Raw genomic sequence first — 25684 nt, 5'->3', positions numbered from 1 at the left:
CCCGCCGGCGGACGGCCGCGACGATGTAAAATGCCCGGGATCGACAACGAGGAGACCAGACATGGCAGGCGACGACGACATCTCCGGGTGATACCGGAGACCGATCAGCCCCGGCAGGCGCACATGACCGCCGCCGACGTGGCCAGGTCGTCATTCCCTGAACCCCTGTCCCGACGCCGGGCGGCTCCGGCACGCCCGGACCACGTACGCACGAGGTCTCCCGCATGTCCGACACATTCACCACCCGCTCCAGCCCGCCCTTCTCTCGCCCCGCCCCCCGGCCCCACGACACACCCGCCCTCACCCCCGGCGGCGACCACACGGGCCTCACCGCCCCCGCCCCGCCACACCTGATCGGCGAAGAACCCCGGCCCCCACGACACGACCCCGCCGACCGGCGAGCGGCCGGCGAAGACCGGCAGGCCCGCCGATGAGTGACGCACTGCTCGCCCACGACCTCGTACGAACCCTCGGCACCCGGCGCGTGCTCGACGGCGTCTCCCTCACCGCCGCCCCCGGCCACCGAATCGGACTGATCGGCGAGAACGGCGCCGGCAAATCCACCCTGCTACGACTACTGGCCGGAACCGACACCCCCGACTCCGGCACCGTCACCCGGCCCGCCGACCTCGGCTTCCTGCACCAGGAAATGCCGTTCGACCCGCAGGCCACGATCACCGACGTCCTCGACGAGGCCCTCCACCAGGCCCGCACCGACCTCGCCGAACTCGACCGCCTCACCAAAGCGCTCACCGACGCCCCCCACGACACCACCCTGCTCACCGCCTACGGCGCCAGACTCGACCAGGCACAACGACACGAGTCCTGGGACGCCGACCGCCGCGCGAAAATCATCCTCGACCGCTTCGGCCTCGGCGACCTCCCCCACGAACGCACCCTCACCTCGCTGTCAGGCGGCCAGCGCGGACGGCTCGCCCTGGCCGCGCTACTGACCAGACGGCCCGCCGCACTACTGCTGGACGAGCCCACCAACCACCTCGACGACACCGCCGCGACGTTCGTCCAAGAACAACTCCGCCACATGACAGGAGTCGTGATCGTCGCGAGCCACGACCGGGCCTTCCTGGACGCGGTCTGCACAGACCTGATCGACCTCGACCCGGCGGTGAACGGCCCCGTCCGCTACGGAGGCGGATACAGCGCCTACCTGGCGGAAAAACACGCACAACGCCAACGCTGGCAACGACGCCACAGCGAAGAGCAGGAAGAACTCGACGAACTGCGCCGCGCCGTCGCGGTGACGGCCCGCCGGACACCGACGGACGGGCTGAAACGCGACAACGAGAAAATGGGATACGGACACGCCGCCGGACGCGTACAGAAACAGATCTCGCGACGAGTGCGCGACGCCGCCCGCAGGCTCGCCGAACTGGAACGCGACCAGCTCCCCGCCCCGCCGCCACCGCTGCGCTTTCGCCCCCGGACCCCGCCCGCCCCCATCGGCGCCGCCGACCCCGCGAAACCCTGCGCCACCCCCTCCCGCGACCCCGACTCCCGCGACCCCGGCGACCAGACCCTGCTGTCCCTGCGCGAGGTACGGGTGCCCGGACGGCTCTCGATCGACCGGCTCGACATGGCACCGGGGGAGCGGCTGCTGCTCACCGGCCCCAACGGAGCGGGAAAGTCCACACTCCTGGCGGTACTGGCCGGACGGCTGAACGCGCGAGGACGGATACGGCGAAGGCACGGACTCACCATCGGACTGCTGCCCCAGGACACCACCTTCGAACGACCCGGCCACACGGTGGAACAGACCTACCGGCTGGCGCTCGGCACCGAACGCGCCGAGGCCGTACCGCTGCGCTCGCTCGGCCTGATCGGCGCGCGCGACATGAACCTGCGGGTGGGGGAGCTGTCGGTCGGCCAGCGCCGCCGGCTCGCGCTGGCACTGCTGGTGGCCGACCCTCCCGAGCTGCTTTTGCTCGACGAGCCCACCAACCACCTCTCACCCCGCCTCTGCGACGAGCTGGAGGAGATGCTGGGCGCCGAAGGCCCGGGCGCGATCGTGATCGCCAGCCACGACCGCTGGTTGCGCTCACACTGGCAGGGCCGCCACGTCCGCCTGTCTCACGAACAGGATCCGCGCTAACCCGCCCAACTAAGCGCCAAAAATCCGACAAACAACAAATATTTTCCCCGGGAGCGGGGGAGAGGCCGGCCGAAGTCGGGGTCGCTCCGCGAAGCGACCCCGACAAACGTCCATACGGCCGCGCCCCACCGCGCCCCGCAAACGCTCGCGGCCGCCGGGGCGGTACGGGCCGGCGCCCGGTGAAGGTCACTCGTCTCCGCCGGCCCCGGCCAAGGCCGCGCGAAGACGTTCGGCGAGGTCGAAGGCCTGCTGCGCCGACCAGGGGATCACCCCGTTCTCGGTCATCAGGGCGTGGAACTGCTGCTTCGGGTAGGGAGTTCCGGGCGGCAGCGGGGCGATGTGCCAGTGAAGGTGGGTGTTGCCCTGCTGACTGCCCAGCGAAAGCAGATAGGTGCGCTCAGAGGGAACGACCGCCTCAACAGCCACAGCGATCCGGCGGACCGTCCGCATCAACCGCAGATACGCCTCCTCCTCGAGGTCGCGGACCACGTGCTCGACGTGTGCCTTGGGAGCCACCAAGACCTTGCCGGGCAGCGTGGGGTAGCGGTCCAGGAAGGCGATGTGGTGCTCGTCCTCGAAGACGACCTGTTCGAAGTCGTAACCGGGGGCGCCCGCCAGGATGGCGCAGACGAAGCAGGGGCCGCTCCTGGCCCGCCGAACGTAGCCGGCGAGATCGAACGCCTCTTTGCGCTCGATCTTCGGAGTCAGGACGGGCACCTCCTCCTCGGAGGAATACAGACTCATGATCGCCACCATAGGCCCGGGCAGGAGGGCGACCGCCCTCTGAGCGGCGCATCGGTGAACGGAAAGTGAATTGTCAATACGTTGTGAGTGCCTCGTCCCGCACCGTCGTCGTCAATCACATAATTCAATGACAACCGCTATTTCATAGCGATACGGAGCAAGCTTTCGAGGAATCACATGAAACGTTGGATCGGCGTCGGGCTGGCACTGCTCCTCGGCGCCGCCGTGGTGGCGGCGATCGTGGTGGGCAACCGTGACGGCGGCGCGGAGACGCGTGAGCTCACCCTGGTCCGGGGGGTGATCGGATCGGAGAAGAAGCCGTTCTTCGACGATCCGAGAGTGCGGGCGGCCTTCACCGCGCACGGCCTCCGGGTGGAGGTCGACACCGCCGGGTCGCGCCAGATCGCGACCTCGGTGGAGCTGGGGAAGTACGGCTTCGCGTTCCCCTCCAGCGCTCCGGCGGCCGAGAAGATCAGGCGTGACCGGGGCGTCGCCCGCACGTTCGCGCCGTTCTCCTCGCCCATGGCGATCGCCACTTTCACCCCGATCGTGGACGTGCTCACCAAGGCGGGCGTCGTACGGGACTCCGGTCAGGGTTACCAGGTGCTCGATATTCAGAAATATCTAGGTTTGGTGGCGAAAGGTACTCGATGGGATAAATTGCCGGATAATACCGCTTACCCGGCGCGCAAGCGTGTGCTGCTCACCACCACCGACATCCGCACCTCCAACTCCGCGGCGATGTACCTGGCGATCGCCGGTTACGTGGCCAACGGCGACGACGTGGTCACCTCCGACGAGCGGGGGGCCAGGGTCGCCCAGGCCGTCGCCCCCCTCTTCCTCGACCAGGGCTACTCCGAGACCTCCACCGAGGCGCCGTTCGAGGACTACCTGTCCCTGGGGATGGGAAAGACGCCCATGGTCGTGATCTACGAGGCGCAGTACGCCTCGCGCCTGTTCGCCGGGGACGGCTCGATCCGCCCCGACATGCGACTGCTCTACCCCTCTCCCACGGTCCTGAGCAAACACACGCTCATCCCGCTGAGCGCACAGGGCACCGAAGTCGGCCGGCTCCTGCAGCAGGACCCGGAACTCGGGCGCCTCGCGGCCCTGTACGGCTTCCGCACCGCCGCCCCCCGGGCGTTCGACGACCTCGTGGCGAAGGTGGGGGCTCCGCTGCCACCCGGCCTGGTCGACGTGGTGGAGCCCCCCGACCACGACCGGCTGGAGAACATGATCTCCGCGGTCGAGACGCTCTACCGCTCCGGAGCGGTCCCTTCACCCACTCCCTGACCTCACCTTCCCAGCGCTTCGAGGAGAGACCACCGTGAGCGATCTCGTGCTCAGCCCGCCCGAACCCGTGGCCAAAGTGCCCACGGACAAGGCCGCCACCATGCTGCCGGTCCCGGAGGGGCGAGACGCGGAACTGGCGCAGAAGGCCGGCGACTTCGCCGAGGAACTGGGCGGCCTGGACCCCAGGTCGCCGGAATTCACCCGCAAGGTACACGACATCACCTCCATGGGCGACGCGGAGATCCGGGCCTCCTCCCAGGTGGCCAACCGCATGCTGAGGCGCCCGGTGGCCGCCCTGGCGTCCGTCAAGGGCGAGGGCCGGGACGCACAGGCGGCGGTCGCAGGGCAGCTGGTCGCGCTGCGCCGCACGATCGTCGACCTCGATCCCAAGCAGACCTCCGGCCCGGCCAAGAAGCTGCTGGGACTGATCCCGTTCGGCGACCGGCTGCGCGACTACTTCGCGAAGTACCAGTCGGCGCAGAAACACCTCGACGACATCATCCGCGCCCTGAAGTCCGGGCAGGACGAGCTGCGCAAGGACAACGCGGCCATCGAGGGCGAGAAGACCAACCTGTGGGAGTCGATGAAGCGCCTGCAGGAGTACGCGCTGCTCGCCGCCGCCCTCGACGCCGCGGTGGAAGAGAAGATCATGTACGTCGAGGCGGCCGAACCGGAGAAGGCCACCACGCTGCGCTCGGATGCGCTGTTCGGCATCCGCCAAAAACACCAGGACCTGCTCACCCAGCTCGCGGTGTCCGCCCAGGGGTATCTCGCACTGGACCTGATCCGCAAAAACAACCTCGAACTGATCAAGGGCGTGGACCGGGCGACCACGACGACGGTCGCGGCGCTGCGCACGGCCGTGACCGTGGCCCAAGCCCTCGCCAACCAGAAACTCGTGCTCGACCAGATCACCGCACTGAACGCCACCACCTCCGACCTGATCGTGGCGACCAGCGAGATGCTGCGCACACAGGCCGCCGACATCCAGACCCAGGCGACCTCGACCACGGTCGACATGGACGCGCTGCGCAAGGCGTTCGACAACATCTACGCCACCATGGACATGATCGACACGTTCAAGGCCAAGGCCGTGGAGAACATGGCGATCACCGTGGACAGCCTGACCGTCGAGCTGGACCACGCGCGCACGTACCTGGAGCGCTCCCGGCGCGGCGACGAGCAGGAACTCCCGCGATGAACGGCCCGGCGCCCGGTGCGTCACCGGACTCCCGCCCGGCCTGGTCGGCATCCGGCGTGCCACTCGGTTCACGCTCGACTGGGCCGGCGCTCGGCGTGCGGGCGGGTGGCCGCCGGGTGAGGTGGGTGCTCGCCGTGCTGATCCCGATGGTCCTGCTGGTGGCGTCGGCCGCGTGCGGCGGAGCCGACACGCCCGACACCCCCGACACTCCCGCCGACGGCCCCGACGTGCTCCGCGTCCTCGCCGGAAGTGAGGTCGGCGACCTGGAACCGCTGCTCAGGCGGGCCGAGGACGCCGTCGGCGTGCGGGTCGCGCTGTCGTACGCCGGAACGCTCGACGGGGCCGACCAGGTGGCGAGCGGCGGCGCGGACGGGCGCCACGACGCGACCTGGTTCTCCTCCAACCGCTACCTGTCGCTGATCGACGGGGCGGCCGCGCGGCTCTCGACCCAGACCAAGGTCATGGTCTCGCCCGTGCTGCTCGGGCTGAAGGCGTCCAAGGCCCGCGAGCTCGGCTGGGACGGCAAGACCGTGACCTGGAACGACATCGCCTCGGCCGCGAGGGCCGAAAGGTTCACCTTCGGCATGACCAGTCCCGCCGCGTCCAACTCCGGATTCTCGGCGCTGGTCGGCGTGACGGCGGCGCTCTCCGACGCCGGCGAGGCCCTGGAGGAGGCCCAGATCACCGCGGCGACCCCCAGACTGAAGGAGTTCTTCTCCGCGCAGACGCTCACCTCCGGCTCCTCCGGCTGGCTCGCGGACGCGTACACCAAGGAGGGCACGGTGGACGGGCTCGTGAACTACGAGTCCGTGCTGCTCGGCCTCAACGCCTCCGGAAAGCTCTCCGAACCACTCACACTGGTCTACCCGGGCGACGGGGTGGTGACGGCCGACTACCCCCTCACGCTCCTGAGCTCCGCGCCCCCGCAGAAGAAGGAGCTGTACGGCAAGCTCGCCACCTGGCTGCGCACGCCGGAGATCCAGCGGGAGATCATGACCACCACCCACCGCAGGCCCATCGTCCCCGAGGTCAGGCCGGAGCCGCGTTTCGGGACCGCGTCGCTGGTGGAGCTGCCCTTCCCCAACCGGCGCGGCGCGGCCGACAAGCTGATCGGCGTCTACCTCAACCAGGTCCGCAGGCCGTCGCGGACCCTGTTCGTGCTGGACACCTCCGGCTCGATGAAAGGGGAGCGGATCGGCGCGCTCAAGCAGGCGCTGACCGCCCTGTCCGGCGCCGACACCTCCGCCAGCGGATCGTTCTCACGCTTCCGCGACCGCGAGACGGTCACGATGATCCCGTTCAACACCGGCCCCGGCACCCCGCGGACCTTCACCCTGCCCGACCGCGACGCCGAACCGGTACTCCAGCAGATCCGCTCCTACAGCGAAGGACTACAGGTCAACGGCGGTACCGCGATCTTCGACAGCCTGCGGGCCGCCTACGAGCAGGTGCGGTCCTCGCCGTCGGAGGACTTCACCTCCATCGTGCTGATGACGGACGGCGAGAACACCGACGGCGGCTCCTACGACGACTTCGCCGCCTACTACGCGTCACTGCCGGTGAAGTTCCGGACGTTCGTCGTGCTCTTCGGCGACAGCGACGTCGACGAGATGAGACGTATCGCCGAGCTCACCGGCGGAGCGACCTTCGACGCCAGACAGGGATCGCTGGCCACGGCCTTCAAGGAGATCCGTGGCTACCAGTAGCCCGGGAGGGCGGATCCTCGCCTACGCCGGGTCGACCAGGAACATCGCCGGATGCGCCCTGGCCCTCACCGGGGTGGTCCTGGTCTTCCTCGGCGTCGCCGGGACGTTCTGGCCCGTCGTGGTCGCCGGGCTGTACGGCGTCGGGGCGCTGCTGGCCCCGGCGGACCGGGTGAGGCTCACGATCTCGCACGCGCAGGTGGAGTCCCGGCAGCTGGGTGCCGACCTGGACACCCTGCTGGCCAAGGTCGGCCAGAACCGCTTCCCCGACGACGTGACGACGAGGGTCGGCGCGCTCGCCGAGGTGCTGCGCGACATCCTCCGGCGGGCGGACACGCTCACCTCCTCGCCCGATCACCTGCACATCGTGTCGCAGACGATCAGGGACTACCTGCCGTCCAGCCTGGAGGCGTACGCGAACCTGCCCCGCTCCCGCGCGCTCACGCGGCGCGGCGAGCGGGAGCGCAGCGCGCACGAGGAACTGCTCGCCCAGCTCGACCTGCTGGACACCCAGCTGCGCAAGGTGGCCGAGTCGGTCTACCGGGGCGACGAGCAGGCCCTGCGCGACCAGGGCAGGTTCCTGCGGGACCGGTTCGGCGGCTCCGGCCTGGACCTCTGACCCGGTCGCCCGACGTCTCCGGCGACACGAGGAGGCCCCCGACCGCCTCCGTCGGCACGTTCGCGGGCTGGAACCGCCGACGGCCCGACGTAGTTGATCATCGGTCGTTAGGCTTGCTGAGTTCGCGCTGGTTGGTGGCGGTTTCCGGGGGTCTGCGTGGCATCTATCGACCGGACGGCCTACCCGAGGTTCGCGCGGGCGGTGTCGGCGCGGGAGCTGGCGGAGATGTTCACGCCATCTGCCGTCGAGGCCGAGTGGGCGCGCGGCCAGACGAAAGATGATCAGCATCTGCTGGCGCTGCTGGTGTGGTTGAAGGCCTATCAGAAGCTCGGTTATTTCCCGAAGTTGGCTGACGTGCCGGTCGTGGTGGCCGAGCACGTCCGCGGGGTCGTGGGTCTACCAGAGCAGGTGGTTTTGTCGGAGGCGGCGGAGCGGTCGGCCAAGCGGCACCGTAGTTTCGTTCGGAAACGGCTCCGGGTGGTCTACGACGCAGTCGGGGTGCGGGAGGTGGCAGCCAAGGCGATCCGCAAGGCGGCGCAGGCGAAGGACAACCCCGCAGACCTGATCAATGTGGCGTTGGACGAGCTGGTGAAGGCCCAGTGCGAGCTGCCTGGCTATACGACGCTGGACGAGCTGACGAAGAAGATCCGGACCGAGGTCAATCGCGGGTTCTTCGCACTGGTCTCCGGCCGGGTGGACGGGGCAGCGCGGGCGCGGTTGGGCAGGCTGTTGGCGGTCGACCCGGTGACGCGGCGCAGTGAGTACGACGGGTTGAAAGACGTGGCGCAGGCGGCGTCGCTCGGCAAGTTCAAGGGCTGCCTGTTGTTTCTGCAGGACCTGGACGCACTCGGGCCGACCGAGGCGTGGCTGGAGGGCGTCCCGCCTTCGAGGTTTCAGGTGTCGTAGGGCCAGCGGCCGTCGGCAACCGGGGAGTCGGGGTCGAATCGCAGGCGGGCCTCGTCGGGGCTGGTGGCCAGGGCCTGGGCGATGTCGTGCCAGGTGTGCCCGTTGAAGCGGCGCTGGTCACGAGTTCGGGCAGGAAGCGCTCGGCCTAGTCGATGAGGCTGGCGGTCAGGGTGATGGCGGTCAGCTTCGCCGGCGGTGAGCTACTGTCAACGGCGGCCAGCCATATCGCGCACATTCGACGCTCTGTCTTGCGCCGGCCGGAGCGACGACGTAGGCAACCCAGCGCCCGTCGGGCGAGATCACCGGCTGCGACGGCACGACGCCGTCCACCACCAGTTCCGTGGTCAGCTCCGGCGCGTCTCCACTCATGCACCGCGCCCTTAGAGGTTGCCTTCCGTCGGCAGCGCGGGCCGATGGATCCAGGCGGCAAGGTCCGCCGGCGCGCATTCGGCGACTCGGGCGGCGTACCGGGGAAGCTCCTCCTCGCTGAGGACCTGCCGCCACTGGCCTGTTGATCCGCTGTGGAAAAACTGGCTGCGGTCGTGATAGAAGCCGTCGTGGCTGGCTTCGGGCGCGAGCTCGCCGGCCCGGCCCTTCATGACCGCGAACGTGGCGGCCTGGACCAGGTCCGGCCAGGCTGTCTCGGCAATGGCGATCCCGAGCCGGGCGGCTATGTAGCGCATCTGCCCTTCGAGGTCATCAAGGAGGTCCTCGTAGCGCAGCAGCACGATGTTCGGCTGGTCACGCACCTGCCAGAACGTGTCCAGATGGTGAAGCATGATCTCCAGGTCGGACACGGCCTTTCCGGGCGCGGCCGGATTGACCCAGGACCAGAAACGCTCGCGCGCGGTCCCGCTCGGCAGGGACGGAGCGGCGGCCAGCAGCTCGTCAAGGACCACAGCACCCACGGCATCCTCCCGCAATGCGAGGGACACGGCCCGGTCGGTGTTACTGGTATGGCTGTCCAAGGACACGGCCACATCCCGAGGGTCCCGGCTTGCGCAGAGGTAGGTGACCCGGTCGTCGAAGGGCAATCCGTCGAGGGGCGTATGGGTCTTGATGAATCGCCGGTGCGCCTGTGCCTCGAGGTCGGCCAGCACTCCGGTGAGCGGGCGCAGCAGGACGTCCAGCCACGGCGAGATCTGGTCGAGCGGCCGGTCGAATGGCGCGCTTTTGAAGATCTCCAGGGCGCAGATCATCTGCAGCCAGGTCGTGCCGCACTTCGCCGGGGTGCTGATCACAATGTCGCCGGGACGGAACACGAACCCATCCCAGCGGGCCGAGTCCGTAAAGGAGGTCTGGTAGCGAACGCGTTCCCCCATGCCCATGCCCATACCGGGAGGCTGACAGCAACCAGATCGGGCCGTCAACCGTGCCGTGAATGACTGGGACACCCCCGCTAGCGCAATGACCGGAACGCGGCGCGGACCTCGGTGGTAAACAGCGTCGGTTCCTGCCAGGAGCGAAGTGATTGCCCCGGTCTGCTCGAATGTGCGGTTTTCCGGGCGTCTTCCGCGGCGTCGGCTCAGCATGCGTCAGCGCCTCCCGCACCAGTCGCCGGTGCACCCCGTACCTGCGAACCAGCGCCCGGACCGACAGCCCCTCCCGCCACGAATCATGCCGGATGCGCTCGAACAGCTCAGCCTTCGTGACCGCCACCAGACCCTCCTGACGCCGCGCAGCATCACGAGGCTCCCGCGCGCAACCCGCCCGGCGGGGCCACTTCAAGCCGACATAAGGATTCCGTCACCTGCCCCAGCCCGGGCGGGGCCAGATCAAGCCGTCGTAGCCAGCCGCCCAGTAAGCCAGACACCGGGGTGCAGCAGGGCCGTGCCATCGGCAGGTCGTGTCACCAGATGGTGCGCACTCCGCGCAGGACGAGCGTCGTCGCGGTCGTGACCTCGCAGGAGCAGGGCCGCTCCCGCCCTGCTGCGCCAGCCGTCGCCTCCATCCTGGCGGGCGACGACCACGTCCCGATCGCCGCCGCGACCACCTGTTCGCCACCCTGCGCAGGTCACACAACCTCATCTTCGCCGACCGGGGGAGTGGTCCATCATCGGATCCGGAGCGGCTTGCCGGTTATGAGGGTCTTCAGTGGTGTTGACCTGCCCATATTTGTCCGCATACGTCCGTCAAAGCGAATGTTTGTTCTGGCGGTGTGGGGGAGGGGCTGCCTGGGCGCTGGCTTCGTGGATGATGGCGGTCGCTGTCATTGCGTAGTTGGAGGAACGACGCTTGATGGAGTAGGTCGAATCAGACAAATCGCTTAAATGGGGCAGATCGTTTGAGGCGATCATGATCGCGGAACGGTTCACGCGAGCGCCGCATCCATGAAGCAGCCTTCACTGAATAGGTCGCCCGATTCGGGACGGTCCTGTGCGGTCCGCATAGGTGGATCTTGTTTGGCGAAATGATCAAGTGGCGATGATCGTGCATGGAAAGGGACTCCGGGCGCCATGGCGCACCCGGGAGGGAAGTGCGCCGTTCTCCGCCTTCCCGTAGCGGGGAGCACTCGGAGGGCAAAAACCTGCACGATGCGCCGAACAGGCCCTGTCGGCACAATACCTTATACCAGACAGAATGAGGTTTCTGTCTGGTATAAGGTATTTTGTGCTGATAGGGCCGTGCGGTGGGCCGTTCAATGGGCCGTGCGAATTTTTTGTCCGTCGAGTGCTTCTTGTCGCGAGAAGGCGCGGTGCGGTTTTCTCTCGGGTGCGCCATGGCGCCCGGAGCCCCTTTCCGCGCACGATCACCCCCACTTGATCATTTCGCCGAACAAGATCCACAAGCCACCAGACCACCCAAAACGATCAAGAAGCGGCAAGATCCCGCCCATCTCGGGCGACCTACTCAGTGAAGACTGCTTCATAGATGTGGCCGGATCTCACGTCTCACTCAACCCGTTCCGTGATCATGATCGCCTCAAACAATCCGCCCCATTCAAGCGATTTGTCTGATTCGACCTACTCCATCAAGCGTCGTTCCTCCAACTACGCAATGACAGCGACCGCCATCATCCACGAAGCCAGCGCCCAGGCAGCCCCTCCCCCACACCGCCAGAACAAACATTCGCTTTGACGGACGTATGCGGACAAATATGGGCAGGTCAACACCACTGAAGACCCTCATAACCGGCAAGCCGCTCCGGATCCGATGATGGACCACTCCCCCGGTCGGCGATCTCACCGATGGGGCGTGGGCGCGTAACACCCGGCTCGGGCCGGGCCGCTCACGCCCCGCCGGCGGTGGAGACCGGGAATTCCAGGACGCCGCCCGTCACCGGTGACCGCAGGCGGCGGAGTACGGGGCCGGTGCGGCGGATCTCGGGCAGTTCGGTGGCGAGGGCGCGTAAGGCGGCGGTTGCCTGGAGCCGCGCCATGGGGGCGACGAGGTCGATCTGCGGTCCTTCGAACAGTACCGGCGCGGGCCGTCTGCCGAGGTCGAACCGGTCGGGGGCGGCGTGTGCGCGCGGGTCCCTGTTGGCCGCCTCGACCGCGATCACCACTTCCTGGCCGGCTTCGACCCGCTGTCCCGCGAGTTCGACGTCCTCCTGTGCGAACAGGTTTCGCAGCCGGACCGGCGGCGCGTACCGCAGTGTCTCCTCGATCGCGGCGGGGGCGAGGCCGGGGTCGGCGCACAGCGTCTTCCACTGCTCGGGGTGGTCGAGCAGGACTGCCAGGGCGTTGCAGACGAGGTTCGCGGTGATCTCGACGCCGACGGCCGCGGTGAGTACCCCCACGGGGAGCGCGTCGCCGGTGAACAGGTCCCGGATCTCCGAGACCGCGGTGGCGAGGGTGCGTGCGGTCCCGAGCTGGGGCGGGCACATCGTCGCGTCCAGCAGGCCCGCGGACCGGGCGCACAGGTCGGCGAAGTGTTCGTGCCGGTCCGGTGGCAGGCCGAGGAGGAGGGCGGCGCCCCTGGCCGCCGTCTCCAGCGCGTAGCCGGTCAGCAGGTCGAACTCGCCGTCGAGGCGCCGGACGCTCTCCTCGTGCAGCCGGGTGATCTCCGGCTCTTGGAGTCTCACCGGCGCCAGGCGGTCGTAGTCGGCGCGGTCCATGTTCACGAAGGCGTCGTGCAGGGGCAGGACCTTCCTCAGGGTGGGGAAGTCCCAGGGCATGGGTTCCGCCTCCTCCCCCGTCTCCTCCTCCGCGTCTTGCGGAGGTCGCGGGCTGAGGCGGGGGTCGAGCAGGACGGCGCGGCCGAGTTCGTGGTCGGCGGTGACCCACACCCCGGCGTGGCTCCAGTAGAGGGCGCCGCGCTCGCGGATCCGTCGGCCGAGTTCGTGCGGATCGTCGCTCGCCGCACGGAGCAGCAATGCGTAGGGGTCGTCCTTGGTTCCCATGATCCATTGAACGCCACGGAGAGTCAGCAGATCATCGCTCAGTTCGCTGTCCGTCACACTCTTCGTCATGGGCCTGACGCTAGGGAGCGTCGCTAGAGCGGTCCTCAAATCCTGCTTTAAGCCGTTGTGGTGACCGTGGTTCGGCCGGTCGTCCCGGGGCCGGGGCTGGTTTCGGGGACGTCGTGGAACGGCGGTGGAGCGGCTGCCGGTCCACCGGTTCTCGAACGGGTCGTGGAATCGTCGTTGGACATCCGACCATGCCGAGGGAAAGCCGAGGGAAAGCGGTGAACTCGATGGAGCTGCACGGCGGCGACCCGTCGCTGACGGGAGAACTCCGCGAGCCGAGGACGCCCGCCGGTCGCGTATTGCTCGACCTGCTTACCGGGCACCTTGGCCAGATCCGGGACGAGGCGGCCGGGCATGACCGTCAGGGGACGTTCCCGGTCAATGTCTTCACGGCTCTGCGTAAGGACGGTGTGCTCGGCGCGACCGTGCCGGCCGAGTTCGGCGGGCTCGGCGTGGACCGGTTGTTCGACGTGTGTCTCGCCCTGCTCACCGTCGCCGAGGCCGATGCCTCCACCGCGCTGGCCCTGCACATGCAGCTCAGTCGTGGGCTCACGCTCGGCTACGAGTGGCGGCATGGCGGGCGGGAGCTCGCGGGGCGCATCCTGCGCTCGATGGGTTCCGGCGAGGCGGTCGTCTGTACGACGGTCAAGGACGCGGGCGGTGGCCGGATCGTCACCCGGCTCACGCCCGCTCCGGGCGGCGGCTGGTTGTTGTCCGGCCGTAAGACGCTGGCGAGCATGGCGCCGATCGCGACGCACTTCGTGATCTCCGCGCGGGCGGATGCCGAGGGTCGTGTGCCGCGGGCGGCGGCGGCGCTGGTGCTGCGGGGGGCGCCGGGCTTGACGGTGCTGGACAACTGGGACGGTCTTGGTATGCGTGCCTCGGGCAGCGTCGATGTCGTGATGGAGAATTGCCACGTCGCCGATGAGGACATCTTCTTTCGTGGGCCGGTCGACGCGCACGACGACGCCGCGCTCGCGGGCCAGACGGTCAGTTCGATCACCATGCTGGGGATCTACACGGGTGTGGCGCAGGCTGCGCGGGACCACACCGTGGCCGCGCTCGTCAGGCGCGGCCGGCCGGGGGGTGCGACGCGCACGCTGCTGGCGGAGATCGACGCCCGGCTCTACGCGATGCGGACGACGGTCGCGGCGGCTCACGCGACGGCCGACTATTATTCCGCCGAGTTCGAGGGTGATCCCGGCGAGCGCGGCCGGCGGATGATGCACGCGTTCCAGCGCGCCAAGCTCATGGTCAACCGTCTCGCGCCGGACATTGTCGGTGACTGCCTGACCGCGATCGGCGGTGCCTCCTACGCGGGGGGCAACCCGTTGTCCCGGTTCTATCGCGACGTGCGGGCGGGTAGTTTCATGCATCCCTTCACCTATCCCGACGCCGTCGACTACCTGGGCGAGGAGGCGCTGCGGCGGTGAAGGGCCCGCGCGGCGGGGACGTCGCGCGGGTTTTCCCGCTCCTTGCGCGCTGTCACGGGTCCAGCAGCGGGAAGCGGTCGCCGTCGAGGGGCTGGCCCGGCCTCAGCGGGCCGGCGCCGGGGAGGTCGTCGAGGTGTGTGTTGCCCGTCGGCCGGTAGGTCGCGTCCGCGTCCATGTAGATCGCGGTGGTCGACACGCGTGGTCGGTCGGTCGTGTTGGCGCCGGCCGCGTGGACGACCCGGACATGGTGGAAGGTGCAGTCGCCCGCTCGTACGGGGATCGCGACGCGGGGCAGCCAGGCCACCTCGGGTCGGGCGTACGCGTCCCAGGCGTCGGAGGCGTTGCCGGTCGGTGGCAGCAGGTGGGAGCCGGGGACGAAGCTCATGCATCCGCGTTCCACCGGGACGTCGACCAGTGCCACCCAGGCGGTCAGGCCGATCGGTGCCCCCTGGAACGGAAGGGCGAACTCGTCGAAGTGGGGTTCGGTGGGCCTTGACCGTTCTGGTCCCTTGTGCAGGAGTTCGAGTTTGAACAGCCGCAACGGTGCGCCGGCCAGCTGTTCGGCGATGGCGGTGACGCGCGGGTGGAGGGCGAGGCGGCGCATCGCCTCGCTTTTGAGTTGGGCGTCCTCGACGAACTCCAGGATGGTGTCGCCGTCATCTTCCCAGTGGACCTTCTCCTCCTGGCCGAGCAAGGCCATCGAATCGGTCAGGAACTCCCTGACCTCCGGTTCGCCGAGCACATTGGGAATGTGCACGAAGCCATCTCTTCTGTAACGGGCGATGGTCTCCGCGGAAACAGTTGAAGTCACGTCCGACAGGTTAGGAAAGGCGCCTCGAACCGGACTCGACGTCTTTTGCGGTGTTCGAGTCGTTCGCCATTCCGCGTTTTTATAGTGAGTTATGGAGATAATCGGCCGCGGTTTCATGGCCCGGCATCTCGGGCCGTTGCGCGGTGTGCATCCCGGAGTCGTCGTCCTCGCGGCGGGGGTGCCCCGGCAACAGCTTCCCGATTCCGAGCACGAGCGCGAGATCGCGCTGGTGCGTGAGACGATCCCGCGTTGCCGCAGGCAGGGCCGGACGCTTGTCTTCTTCTCGACCGTGAGTATGTACGGCGGGCCCGGCTGCCGGGGGCGTGAGGACGACCCGATCGTCCCGTCCACCCGGTACGGCCGGCACAAGCTGGACCTGGAGAGGCTGATCCGCGGCTCGGGGGTGGACCATCTCATCCTGCGGCTGGGATATGTCCTCGGTCCCGGCGGTCCCGGTTTCCGGCTGGTTCCGGCGTTGGTCGAGCAGATATTGTCGGGCCGCGTCCAGGTGTACGAAGGGGCTCGCAGGGACATTCTTTACGTGGCCGATTTCGTGACCGTTTTCGATCGGCTTCTGGAGACCGGAACGACCAATCAGGTCGTGAACGTGGCGTCGGGCGACTGTGTGGAGATCGTCCGGGTGGTCGAGCATCTCGAGCGTTGTCTGAACGTCACCGCCGAGCACGACATGCTGGGGCGGGCGAACGTCTCCCATTGCCCGTCGGTCGAGAAGATCCGGGCGCTGGTGCCGGAGGCCGCGTTTGCGCGCGGGTACCATCGGTACGCCCTTGAGCGTTATCTGGCGGAGACGCGGTAGTCGGCGGTCAGCCTTTCCAGGACGGGCACGATCTCGCGGGGCGCCGGGGTGGCCAGCACCTCCTGGCGCAGTCGTTTCGCCTCGTGGGCGAACGACGGCTCCTGCAGCACCCGCACGAGCATCTCTCGTACGTCTCCGCCGTACAGTCCCACGCCCAGGTCCTGCAGCCGCCGTGCCCTCGGTATCGTGTCCCACAGGCCGTTCGGCACGATCACCTGTGGTACCCCGTGCACCAGTGCGCTCTGGGACTGTCCGAAGCCGCCTTGGTGGACGATGGCGGAGCAGGTCGGCAGTAGTTCGTTCAGCGGCACGAAGTCCACCACCCGCACGTTGTCCGGTATCCGCGCTCCGCCGATCTGGTCCGCGGTGAGGGTCGCCACCACCTCGGCGTCCAGTCCTTCCATCGCGGCCAGCAGGTCGGCCACGGGTGCGGTGTCCCCGCCCAGGACCTCGCGGTGGGACAGGCCCAGGGTCAGGCAGACCCGGCGGCGTTTGGGCGGTTCCCGCAGCCATTCGGGGACGATCGCGCGGCCGTTGTACGGCACGCCCCGCATGGGCACGCCGAGGTGCGCGGTCTCCAGTCGCAGGGCCTGCGGGACGGGATCGATGGTCCACTGGCCGACGACCACGTCCTCGGTGAACGCGTGGCCGTACCGGGCCAGTGTCGGTGCCAGCCACTCTTCGAGAGGGTCCTCGCGTAGTCCCGGCGGGCGTCGGAGCATTTCCGCCAGGTAGTGCTCGCGCATGTGGCCGATGAGGTCGAGGCCGTACAGGAGGCGGGCGTGGGCCGCGCCGCACGCCTTGGCCGCGACGGGGCCGGCGAGGACCATGGTGTCCCAGATCACGAGGTCCGGTTTCCACATCCGGGCGAATCGCACGAGGTCGTCGATCATGCGGGGTGGGGAGAAGGTTTTGAGGACCAGGGTCGTGAGCACGGTGAAGAGGCCGTGTGTGAAGTCGTAGGTCAGCAGTTCGGGGCGAAGCTCGTCGAGTTTGAGCAGGTTCTCCGGGTTCGGGGTGTCGTCGCTCAGCTCTTTCTCGCGTTCGCGGTTCTGCTCCGCCATGGCGGCCTGGTCGAGCTCCGGTCCGATCGGCACGGCGGCGAGGCCGCTGGCGGTGATGTCGTCCACCAGTTCGGGGCTGCTGGCGACGCACACCTCGTGTCCGGCGGCGCGTAGGGCCCAGGCGAGCGGGACCTGCGGGAAGGCGTGCGCCTTGGTGGGCAGGGTCTGGAACAGGACGCGCACGGTGTGTCACTCCTTGTGCTCGGCGGTCAGCTGTTCCAGCAGCGGCACGATGTCGCTGGGGGCGGGTGTGCCGAGGACGTCCCTGCGCAGCCGGTCCGCGTCGCGCGTGAACGAGGGTTCCTCCAGCACCCGTACCAGCAGGCCGCGCAGTTCGGCGGCGGTGAACCGTTCGGCGTCGGGCACCGTCAGCCCTGCGCCGGACTCCCGCACCTGCTCGGCCTTGAGCAAGGTGTCCCAGTGGTCGTGCGGGACGATGACCTGGGGCACCCCGTGCGCGAAGGCGGTCTGCATCGTGCCCGTTCCGCCTTGGTGGACGACGGCGGAGCAGGTCGGCAGTAGTTCGTTCAGCGGCACGAAGTCCACCACCCGCACGTTGTCCGGTATCCGGCCCACGCCGTCGAGCTGGCCGGTGTTGAGTGTCGCCACCACTTCGGCGTCCAGTCCGTCCATCGCCGCCAGGATGTCTTCGATGGAGATCTGGTTGCCGCCCAGGACCTCGCGGTGGGACAGGCCCAGGGTCAGGCAGACCCGGCGGCGTTTGGGCGGTTCCCGCAGCCATTCGGGGACGATCGCGCGGCCGTTGTAGGCCACGTGCCGTACCGGCACGTAGTGCAGGCCGACCGGTAGCCGCATCCAGGAGGGCGCCGGGTCGATGGTCCACTGTCCGACCACGGCGTCCTCGGTGAACGTGTGGCCGTACCGGGCCAGTGTCGGTGTCAGCCATTCCTCGAGCGGGTCCTCGCGCAGCGCGGCCGGTCGCCTGCCCACCTCGTGCAGGTAGCGTTCGCGCATTCTGCCGACGAGGTCCAGGCCGTACATCAGGCGGGCGTGGGCGGCGCCGCACACCTTCGCGGCGACGGGGGCCGCGAAGGCCAGCGGGTCCCAGATCACCAGGTCGGGCCGCCAGGCGCGGGCGAAGTCGACGAGGTCGTCGGTCATGCCGCGTGGGGAGTGGTTGCGGAAGACGATCGTGGTCAGCGCGGTGAACATGCCCTGCATGTGGTCGTAGGTCAGTCGCTCGGGGCGGGTCTCCTCGATCCTCAGCAGTTCTTCCGGGGTCGGCGTCTCGTCCTGTTGGCGCTCGCGGATCTCGGCCATCATCGCCGCCTGGTCGAACGGTGCGCCGATCGGCACGGCGGTGAGGCCGGTGGCGGTGATGTCGTCCACGAATTCGGGCCGGGCGGCGACGCATACCTCGTGCCCCGCCGCCCGTAGCGCCCAGCCCACCGGGACCTGCGGGTAGACGTTGGCTTTGGATGGAAGTGTGACGAACAGGACTCGCATCGCGTCAGGTCCGCTCGGCGTAGGTCTTCGCGTGGTGCATGGTCGTCGTGCTGTTGCGGCCGAGTGCGTCACGGACGAAGGCGCGGGCGTCGGCGAGGGTGGCGTTCTCGCCGAGGACGTCGGGGATCGCCTCGGGGGCGATGACCACGGTGTGGGTCGAGGTGATCACGGTTTCGTCGCCGTCCGCCTCGATCAGCCACTGTCCGGTGTGTGCGGACATCAGCGCGGGCGTTCGTAGTTGCTTGTAGACGATCCGGTCGTGCGGGAAGCAGATTCGCACGGACTTCGTGGTGTGCGTCGAGCCGTTGGGGGCTCGTGTGTCCATCTCCAGGATCTGCACGTTGGGCACGTCCTCGTCGAGCACCACGCGGGACACGTGTGGCAGTCGCTGCGGCCAGTGCTTCGCCTCATGGACGAAGTCGTAGACGTCTTTGGCCGGACCGGCCACCCGTACGACGTCGTCGAAGGTCATCAGCAGTTCGGCGCGTTCCGGCCCGTGTTCCGCCGCCGCCTTCAGTGCCGCGAGTTCGGCCTCGCTGTTGCGGTCGATCGCCTGCCGGATCCAGGCGACCTTGTCGGGGTCGTCGCCGACGGCCTCGAAGTCGTGCAGGAGCCGGACGCGGCTCTCGGTGCCGGACAGCGGCTCGATCCGCCATTCTCCGCCCATGCCGGCGACCGGCGGCTGGGAGACCTCCTGGCGGAAGCGGACCCGGAGCCGTTCCCGGTCCGGGTGGCGGCGTGAGGTCCAGCCCTTGACCTCGTCGTTGGCCGTGGCCCAGATCCTGATGCGCTCCTCGTGCTCGCCGCGCTCGAGGTGGTCGGCGTGGACGGTCGGGGGGAAGACGTGCGGCCAGGCGGTGATGTCCAGGATGAGGTCGAAGACGGTCCGCGCCGGGGCGGACACGGTGATCTGGTGCTCGGTCTGGTGCGTCACGGGTTCCTCCGGTCAGTAGTTTCCGAGCCCGCCACAGACGTTGATCGCCTGTGCGGTGATGGCCGCCGCCGGTTCACTGATCAAGTAGCCCACCAGGCCCGCCACCTCCTCGGGCGTGCTGTAGCGCCCCAGCGGGATCTTCGCCTCGAAGCGTTCCAGGACCTCCTGCTCGCTGACGTCCCACACCCGCGCGTACCCTTCGCGTACCCGCTGGGCCATCGGCGTCTCCACGTAACCCGGGCAGACCGCGTTCACCGTCACGCCCGACCGCGCCAGTTCCAGTCCCAGCGCCTTGGTGAACCCCACCACCCCGTGTTTGGAGGCCGAGTACGGCGCGCCGAGCACCACGCCCTGTTTTCCGCCGGTGGAGGCGATGTTCACGATCCATCCTCGCCCTCGCTCCAGCATCCCGCCCCGCACCAGCACCGCCCGTGTCACGCGCAGCACGCTGTTCAGATTCGTGTCGATCACGTCCAGCCACAGCTCGTCCTGGATTCCCGCCGTCGGCCCTCCGCCGCTTCGGCCCGCGTTGTTCACCAGGACGTCCACCCCGCCGAAGCGGCTCACCGCCGCCTCGACCAGCGCCTCCACCTGTGTCGTGGACCGGACGTCGCACACTCGCCCGTCCGCCTCCATTCCCGCCTCCGACAGTTCCTTCACCGTCGAGTCCACCCGTTGCGCGTCCCGCGCGCAGACGAACACCCGCAGGCCCGATCCGCCCAGCAGTCGCGCCACCGCCAGTCCGATGCCGCTCGTCCCACCCGTGACAAGAGCCGTCCGCGTCTCATCGGCCATGACCACGCCCTCCGCATCCATCCGGGAAAACCGAATCAGTCTGCGAAACCTCGCACTCGCCGCTCGTGGCGTGCTCGATCGGTGTCCTCACCGGGATTCGAGCGGTCCGCGAGCTCACACGACCAGTAGCGTCTCGAAGAAGTCGCCCTCGCTCTTGCCGAGTTTGTGCAGCGCGCCGACGAGTGCCCCGAACTCCGGGCCCGCGATCGCCCGTTGGAACGACCCGGCGTCGCGCCAGAGCGCGATGTTGAGGTAGTCGCCGTTCTTCGGGACGTGCCGCAGCACGGTGTACCGGACGAAGCCGTCCTGGCGTCGCAGGTACTCCGCGGCCTTCTCGATGACGGCCTCGAATTCCGCCGGAGAATCGTGCACGGTGAACCTGTTGACGAAGGTCACCCCGGTGGCGTCTGACACTTTGCCTCCTTTTACATCTTTTCCGGTATTTATGCTGATGTGTGGGCTTGCTTTGCCGCCTCGGCCGGGAAGCTCAGGACGCCGGAGGTGACCGGGGACCGGATGCGGCGGAGCACGTCGCCCGTACGGCGCAGTCCCGGCAGTTCCGCGGCCAGGGTGGCGACCGCCGCCGCGGCGACCCGCGTCCCGACGAGCCCGGGGGGCATCAGCCGTTCCGTCGGCGCCCGGTGGAGGTCGAAGCGATCCGGGTCGGGGTGCGCCCCGGGGTCGCGCTCGGCGGCCCCGACCGCGATCACGACCTCCTCCCCCGCGCGCACCGGCTGCCCGGCCAGGGTCAGGTCCTCCGTCGCGAACAGCGCCTGCAGGCGTATCGGCGGTGCCCATCGCAGGGTCTCCCCGATCGCGGCGTGCGCCAGCGCGGGGTCGGCGTGGACGGCCGCCCACTGGTCCGGGCGGTCCAGCAACGCCGCCACCGTCTCGCAGATGAGGTTCGCGGTGAGCTCCGCGCCGACCGCCGCGCCGGTCAGCTCCCCCAGTTCGGCGATCGCCCTCAGCAGCTCGTGCGCGGTGGCCGTCCTCGGCGGGCACATGGTGGCGTCCAGGAGCACCGCCACCCCGGCGTACGCCTCCTGGAGGCGGCGCCGGTCCGGCACGGACACGGCCCGTAGGGCCAGCCGCCTGGCGAGGACGGCGAGATCGAACCGGCCGCTCAACCCCTCGAACTCGGTCGCGGCGATCCCTTCCGGGAACGCCGGCTCGCCGAACCCGGTGTCGAGGGGCAGCACCCCGCGCAGTGTGGGGATCGGCTCGTCGGGGACGACCGGGGCGCGGGCGCTCAGGCGCCCGTCGCGCAGGATCGCGCGGGCGGTCCGGTGCCCGGCGGTCACCCAGGCCCCGGTGTGGCTGCGATACAGCTCGCCCCGGTCCCGTATCCGCCGCCCCAGCTCGTGGGGGTCCTCGCTCGCGGTACGGAGCAGCAGGGCGTAGGGGTCGTCCCGGAGGCCCATGATCCATTGGACGGCGCGCAGCGTCACGAGCCTGTCGCCCAGCAGGGGGTCCGTCTTCATGCGCGGCACGCTAGAGCGGGATGCTATAGCGCCGCTCGATCGGCCACCAGCCGCTCGAGGACCCGCACGACGTCGGCGGGCGCGGGTGTGCCCAGCATCTCGGCGCGCAGCCGGGCCGTCGCCTGGGCGAAGGACGGCTCCGTGAGCACCCGCTCCAGCAGGCCGCGAAGCTCGCCGGCGGTGGCCCGCTCGGCGTCGGCCGCGTAGAGGCCGGCGCCGGCCTCCTGGAGCCGCAGCGCCCTCGGCGCGGTGTCCCAGTAGCCGTTGGGCAGCATCACCTGCGGCACTCCGTGCGCGACCGCGTTCTGCATCTGGCCGAAGCCGCCCTGGTGGATGATCGCCGAACAGGTCGGCAGCAGCTCGTTCAGCGGCACGAAGTCCACCACCCGCACGTTGTCCGGCACCCGGTCCACGCCGTCGAGCTGATCGGCGTTGAGCGTCGCCACCACCTCGGCGTCCAGGTCCGCCACCGCCTCCAGCAGGGTCGCCACCGAGACCCGGTCCTTGCGCATGAGCTCGCGCAGCGACAGGCCGAGGGTGAGGCAGACCCGGCGGCGCTTCGGCGGCTCCCGCAGCCAGCCGGGGATCGTGGCCGGGCCGTTGTAGGGCACGAAGCGGACCGGTACGTACCGGTGGTCGACGTCGAGCCGCATCGACGGCAGCACGGGGTCGATGCTCCACTGGCCGACGACCGCCCCCTCGTCGAACCGGCACCCGTACCTCGCCAGGACCGTGGTCAGCCATTCCTCGACCGGGTCGTCGCGCCGCTCGCGTGGCAGTTCGCGCACCATCGCCAGGTACTTCTCGCGGGCGCGTCCCACGAGGTCCAGGCCGTACAGCAGGCGGGCGTGCGCCGCGCCGGACGCCCTGGCGGCCACCGCGCCGGCGAGGATGAGCGTGTCGGAGACGATCAGGTCCGGCCGCCAGGCGCGCGCCGCCGCCACGAGATCGTCGATCATGTCCGGTGGCGAGACGTTCTGGAAGATCAGCGTCCAGACGAGGTGCACGCCGTGCAGGTGGTCGTAGGTGAGCCGGTCCTGGCGGAACTCGGCGATGTCCAGCTCACGCTCCCACTCCAGGAAGAACGGATGGACCTCCTCGCCGCGCTTCTCGAGCTCCTCGCGAAGGCGGCGGCTCTCCGTCTTCACCGCCTCCTGGTGCAGCACGCGGCCGACCGGCACCGCGGTGAGGCCCGCGGCGGTGATGGTGTCCGCCATGTCGGGCTGGCTGGCGACGCGCACCTCGTGTCCCGCCGCCCGCAGCGCCCACGCCAGCGGGACCTGCGCGTACAGGTGCGCCTTCACCGGCAGTGTCACGAACAGCACTCGCATGGTCTTCTTCCCCTCGTCGGCCGTGACCAGCGTGCGGGCCGCCGCTCGTGACCGGCTCGATCCGCGGCGGGCCGGTGGCGGCGCGCCGAGTCTTTCTTGAGCCGATTCCGAGACCCGTCACGCAGATTCGGACCATGAGCGACAGCAGCAATCTCACCGAACGCCTGGTACGCGCCGGGACGGCCACCGACGAGGAGATCGACCGGCTGGTACGGGACGCCGGCCTCGGCCCGGTCGTCCACGCCCTCGCCGAGGAGGTCGTCTTCCGCTGCGACGTGCCGGTGAACGTCAAGCCGGTCAACGTGGCGCTGGACATCGGGCATCGCGACGAGCGGCACTCCGTCGTGCTGCGGGTGCACCGGGGCGAGCCCATCCGGATCGTGGACGAACCGGATCCCATCGTGTGGTCGCGCCTGAGCATCGACGTGGCCGGCCTCCTGCGCCGCCTGCACGGAAGGACCACCCACCGCCGCAACGGCGACTTCGGCAACTCGTTCCTGGCCACCTCCCCGTATCCGGAGAACGACTTCACCGAGCTGCCGGAGATCGTGCGCTCCTCGGGCCAGGCCACCGGCACCGTGATGTCCGGCCTGACCGCCTACCACGGCGACCTGGGCAGCCTCGCGGTGCGCTACGAGTCGGACAAGTGGGCCAGCTTCCACTGGTACACCCCGCACTACGAGCGCCACTTCGCCGCGATGCGCGACGAGCCGGTGCGCGTCCTGGAGATCGGGGTCGGCGGCTACGAGGACGAGCTCGGCGGCGGCTCGCTGCAGATGTGGAAGCGCTACTTCCACCGCGGCCTGATCGTCGGCATGGACATCTACGACAAGACGGCCCTGAGCGAGCCCCGGCTGACGGTCGTGGTCGGCGACCAGAACAACCCCGGCGACCTGATCGCCGTGGCGAAGGAACACGGCCCGTTCGACATCATCATCGACGACGGCAGCCACTACGCCCAGCACATCCGCACGTCGTTCGACACGCTGTTCGGCCATCTGAACGACGGCGGCGTCTACGTGATCGAGGACCTGCAGACCGCCTACTATCCCAGCTTCGGCGGCAGCGCCGGCGAGACCGCGGAGCCGCACACGTCGGTCGGCCTGGTCAAGGGCCTGCTGGACGACCTGCACCACCAGGAGGGCGAGGAGGTCACCGCCAAGGAGCTCACCTTGACCCAGCGCGCGGTGACCGGGGTGCACGTCTACCACAACATCGTCTTCATCGAGAAAGGCGTCAACAGGGAGGCCGGCCTGCCGACGTGGATGAACGCGGCCGCCTGGGCCGCCCTGGGCGCGACGGACACCGGTGGGTGAGACGACGATGCGGGTACTCTTCACGCTGTCGTCGTGGCCGACGCACTACGCCTCGATGGTGCCGCTCGGCTGGGCGTTGCAGGCTGCCGGGCACGAGGTCCGGGTGCTGTGCGCTCCGTCGCAGACCAGATGGGTCAGCGCTGCGGGCCTGAACCCGACCCCGATCCTGGACGGGATGGACGTGGTGACCCACCTGCGCCTCCAGTACCACCAGGAGGCCAGGGACGGCGTCTGGCCCTACCCGTGGCTGCCACCGCACCCGGTCACCGGCGCCCCGCTCGACCGGCTCGAGGACTTCGACCCCGCCGACCCGGCCCACTTCGACGCCGCCGGCGTCGCGGCGCGGGCGGCGCGCGGCTTCGACGCGGCCGTCGAGTTCGCCACCGCCTGGCGGCCTGACCTGGTGCTGCACGACCCGGTCAGCCTGGAGGGCCTGCTCGCCGCCCGGGTGATCGGGGTGCCCGCCGCGATCTGCCTGTGGGGGCCGGTCGGCACCGAGGAGGCCGAGCACATGCGCGTCGTGCCGGCCGACCACAGCGGCTCCTTTCCCCGCCACGGTCTCGGGGAGTTGAGCCTGGACATGATCGAGTACGCGGTCGACCCCTGCCCGCCGTCGCTCGCGCCACCGACGAAGGCGCGCCGCCTGCCCGTGCGGTACGTGCCGTACAACGGCAGCGGGCCCGTGTGGCCGCTGCCGCCGCCGGACCGGCCGCGGGTGTGCGTGACCTGGTCCACCGGCCTGACGACGGTGTCGGGGCCGAACTCCTACGCGCTTCCGCAGATCGTCGAGGGGCTGCGGGATCTGGACTGCGAGGTGGTCGTGACGGCGACCGCCGAGGACGTCGCCGCGCTCGGCCCGGTGCCCCCGTCGGTGCGCGTGCTGGAGCGCGTCCCGCTGCGGGTTCTGCTGCCCACCTGTGACGCGGTCGTCCACCACGGTGGCAGCGGGACGACGCTGACCTCGCTGTGGGCGGGCGTGCCGCAGCTCGCCCTGACCTTCGCCTCCGAGCAGACCGTGGCCGCGCGGCGTACGGCCGCCACCGGGGCGGGCCTGCACCTGCTCGGCCACCTCGCCGGACCGGCGGCGATCGGCGCGGCCGTGGCCAAGCTGCTCGGCGACGGCTCCTACCGGGACACGGCCAGCCGCCTTCGCGAGGAGATCCTGGCGGGGCCCTCTCCCGCCCGGTTCGTGGCCGACCTGGAGGAACTCGGCCTGGAGGAACTCGGCGACGGGCGCGCCGGCTGAGGCCG

At 69.4% G+C, this 25684-nt stretch carries 22 protein-coding genes; 10 read left to right on the top strand and 12 right to left on the bottom strand.

Annotated elements, in window-relative coordinates:
- Window positions 1-430 precede the first annotated feature (430 nt).
- Window positions 431-2110, top strand: a complete 1680-nt coding sequence (locus ACTOQ3_RS12095; protein WP_440083461.1) for an ABC-F family ATP-binding cassette domain-containing protein — start codon at window positions 431-433, stop codon at window positions 2108-2110.
- A 186-nt stretch (window positions 2111-2296) separates the two neighbouring features.
- Here ACTOQ3_RS12095 and ACTOQ3_RS12090 read toward each other — a convergent pair whose 3' ends face one another.
- On the bottom strand, window positions 2297-2854 hold the full coding sequence (locus ACTOQ3_RS12090; protein WP_440083460.1) for an HIT family protein: 558 nt from the start codon (window positions 2852-2854) through the stop codon (window positions 2297-2299).
- A 177-nt stretch (window positions 2855-3031) separates the two neighbouring features.
- Here ACTOQ3_RS12090 and ACTOQ3_RS12085 point away from each other — a divergent pair, with 177 nt between their 5' ends.
- The 5 genes from ACTOQ3_RS12085 (at window position 3032) to ACTOQ3_RS12065 (ending at window position 8576) form a co-directional block, all read left to right on the top strand.
- Window positions 3032-4147 carry a hypothetical protein gene (locus ACTOQ3_RS12085; RefSeq protein WP_440083459.1) on the top strand — a complete coding sequence of 372 codons (1116 nt, stop codon included), beginning with the start codon at window positions 3032-3034 and terminating at the stop codon, window positions 4145-4147.
- Window positions 4148-4181: 34 nt separating this feature from the next.
- The gene (locus ACTOQ3_RS12080) at window positions 4182-5348 is read left to right on the top strand and encodes a toxic anion resistance protein (RefSeq protein WP_440083458.1); all 1167 of its coding nucleotides are present in this window, start codon (window positions 4182-4184) and stop codon (window positions 5346-5348) included.
- Window positions 5349-5473: 125 nt separating this feature from the next.
- Complete coding sequence (locus ACTOQ3_RS12075) at window positions 5474-7054, top strand: VWA domain-containing protein (RefSeq protein ID WP_440083457.1); 1581 nt, start codon at window positions 5474-5476, stop codon at window positions 7052-7054.
- Window positions 7041-7670: a hypothetical protein gene (locus tag ACTOQ3_RS12070; protein WP_440083456.1), complete on the top strand. Its 630-nt coding sequence runs from the start codon at window positions 7041-7043 to the stop codon at window positions 7668-7670. The genes ACTOQ3_RS12075 and ACTOQ3_RS12070 overlap by 14 nt, the downstream gene beginning before the upstream one ends.
- A 156-nt stretch (window positions 7671-7826) precedes the next feature.
- Entirely contained in the window at window positions 7827-8576 is a 750-nt protein-coding gene (locus ACTOQ3_RS12065) for a DUF4158 domain-containing protein (RefSeq protein WP_440083455.1), read from the top strand.
- Between the two features lie 380 nt (window positions 8577-8956).
- Here ACTOQ3_RS12065 and ACTOQ3_RS12060 read toward each other — a convergent pair whose 3' ends face one another.
- The 3 genes from ACTOQ3_RS12060 to ACTOQ3_RS12050 form a co-directional block, all read right to left on the bottom strand.
- Window positions 8957-9910, bottom strand: a complete 954-nt coding sequence (locus tag ACTOQ3_RS12060) for a sulfotransferase domain-containing protein (protein ID WP_440083454.1) — start codon at window positions 9908-9910, stop codon at window positions 8957-8959.
- A gap of 798 nt (window positions 9911-10708) precedes the next feature.
- The gene (locus tag ACTOQ3_RS12055; RefSeq protein ID WP_440083452.1) at window positions 10709-10891 is read right to left on the bottom strand and encodes a hypothetical protein; all 183 of its coding nucleotides are present in this window, start codon (window positions 10889-10891) and stop codon (window positions 10709-10711) included.
- Between the two features lie 914 nt (window positions 10892-11805).
- A complete protein-coding gene (locus ACTOQ3_RS12050; protein WP_440083450.1) occupies window positions 11806-12987 on the bottom strand; it encodes a cytochrome P450 family protein in 1182 nt (393 codons plus the stop codon).
- A gap of 224 nt (window positions 12988-13211) precedes the next feature.
- On the opposite strand from ACTOQ3_RS12050, the gene ACTOQ3_RS12045 reads away from it, so the two are divergent.
- Window positions 13212-14417: an acyl-CoA dehydrogenase family protein gene (locus ACTOQ3_RS12045; RefSeq protein ID WP_440083495.1), complete on the top strand. Its 1206-nt coding sequence runs from the start codon at window positions 13212-13214 to the stop codon at window positions 14415-14417.
- A 52-nt stretch (window positions 14418-14469) separates the two neighbouring features.
- Here ACTOQ3_RS12045 and ACTOQ3_RS12040 read toward each other — a convergent pair whose 3' ends face one another.
- Window positions 14470-15345 (bottom strand): phytanoyl-CoA dioxygenase family protein, encoded by an 876-nt coding sequence (locus ACTOQ3_RS12040; RefSeq protein ID WP_440083449.1) that lies wholly within the window; start codon window positions 15343-15345, stop codon window positions 14470-14472.
- Here ACTOQ3_RS12040 and ACTOQ3_RS12035 point away from each other — a divergent pair.
- Complete coding sequence (locus ACTOQ3_RS12035) at window positions 15344-16045, top strand: NAD-dependent epimerase/dehydratase family protein (protein WP_440083448.1); 702 nt, start codon at window positions 15344-15346, stop codon at window positions 16043-16045. The genes ACTOQ3_RS12040 and ACTOQ3_RS12035 overlap by 2 nt on opposite strands.
- On the opposite strand, the gene ACTOQ3_RS12030 is transcribed toward ACTOQ3_RS12035, so the two are convergent.
- The 7 genes from ACTOQ3_RS12030 to ACTOQ3_RS12000 form a co-directional block, all read right to left on the bottom strand.
- Window positions 16024-17292 (bottom strand): activator-dependent family glycosyltransferase, encoded by a 1269-nt coding sequence (locus ACTOQ3_RS12030; protein ID WP_440083447.1) that lies wholly within the window; start codon window positions 17290-17292, stop codon window positions 16024-16026. The two genes, ACTOQ3_RS12035 and ACTOQ3_RS12030, sit on opposite strands and share 22 nt — an antisense overlap.
- Before the next feature lie 6 nt (window positions 17293-17298).
- Window positions 17299-18576: an activator-dependent family glycosyltransferase gene (locus ACTOQ3_RS12025; protein ID WP_440083446.1), complete on the bottom strand. Its 1278-nt coding sequence runs from the start codon at window positions 18574-18576 to the stop codon at window positions 17299-17301.
- 4 nt (window positions 18577-18580) lie between these two features.
- Window positions 18581-19510 carry an aromatase/cyclase gene (locus tag ACTOQ3_RS12020; protein WP_440083445.1) on the bottom strand — a complete coding sequence of 310 codons (930 nt, stop codon included), beginning with the start codon at window positions 19508-19510 and terminating at the stop codon, window positions 18581-18583.
- A 12-nt stretch (window positions 19511-19522) separates the two neighbouring features.
- Entirely contained in the window at window positions 19523-20305 is a 783-nt protein-coding gene (locus ACTOQ3_RS12015) for an SDR family NAD(P)-dependent oxidoreductase (protein ID WP_440083444.1), read from the bottom strand.
- A 114-nt stretch (window positions 20306-20419) separates the two neighbouring features.
- Window positions 20420-20719, bottom strand: coding sequence for an antibiotic biosynthesis monooxygenase family protein (locus ACTOQ3_RS12010; RefSeq protein ID WP_440083443.1), 300 nt, complete (start codon window positions 20717-20719; stop codon window positions 20420-20422).
- A 29-nt stretch (window positions 20720-20748) separates the two neighbouring features.
- Window positions 20749-21786 carry a cytochrome P450 family protein gene (locus tag ACTOQ3_RS12005; protein ID WP_440083442.1) on the bottom strand — a complete coding sequence of 346 codons (1038 nt, stop codon included), beginning with the start codon at window positions 21784-21786 and terminating at the stop codon, window positions 20749-20751.
- 23 nt (window positions 21787-21809) lie between these two features.
- Window positions 21810-23117, bottom strand: a complete 1308-nt coding sequence (locus ACTOQ3_RS12000; protein ID WP_440083441.1) for an activator-dependent family glycosyltransferase — start codon at window positions 23115-23117, stop codon at window positions 21810-21812.
- A gap of 134 nt (window positions 23118-23251) precedes the next feature.
- Between ACTOQ3_RS12000 and ACTOQ3_RS11995 the strand changes: the two genes are divergently transcribed.
- Complete coding sequence (locus tag ACTOQ3_RS11995) at window positions 23252-24433, top strand: hypothetical protein (protein WP_440083440.1); 1182 nt, start codon at window positions 23252-23254, stop codon at window positions 24431-24433.
- 7 nt (window positions 24434-24440) lie between these two features.
- The gene (locus ACTOQ3_RS11990; RefSeq protein ID WP_440083439.1) at window positions 24441-25679 is read left to right on the top strand and encodes a nucleotide disphospho-sugar-binding domain-containing protein; all 1239 of its coding nucleotides are present in this window, start codon (window positions 24441-24443) and stop codon (window positions 25677-25679) included.
- Window positions 25680-25684: the final 5 nt, after the last annotated feature.

Origin of the sequence: Streptosporangium sp. LJ11, assembly GCF_051918945.1 — a bacterium.
GTDB lineage: Bacteria > Actinomycetota > Actinomycetes > Streptosporangiales > Streptosporangiaceae > Streptosporangium.
Note: the sequence above shows the minus strand (reverse complement) of the source record. Positions and strands in the feature narration are given on the sequence as shown.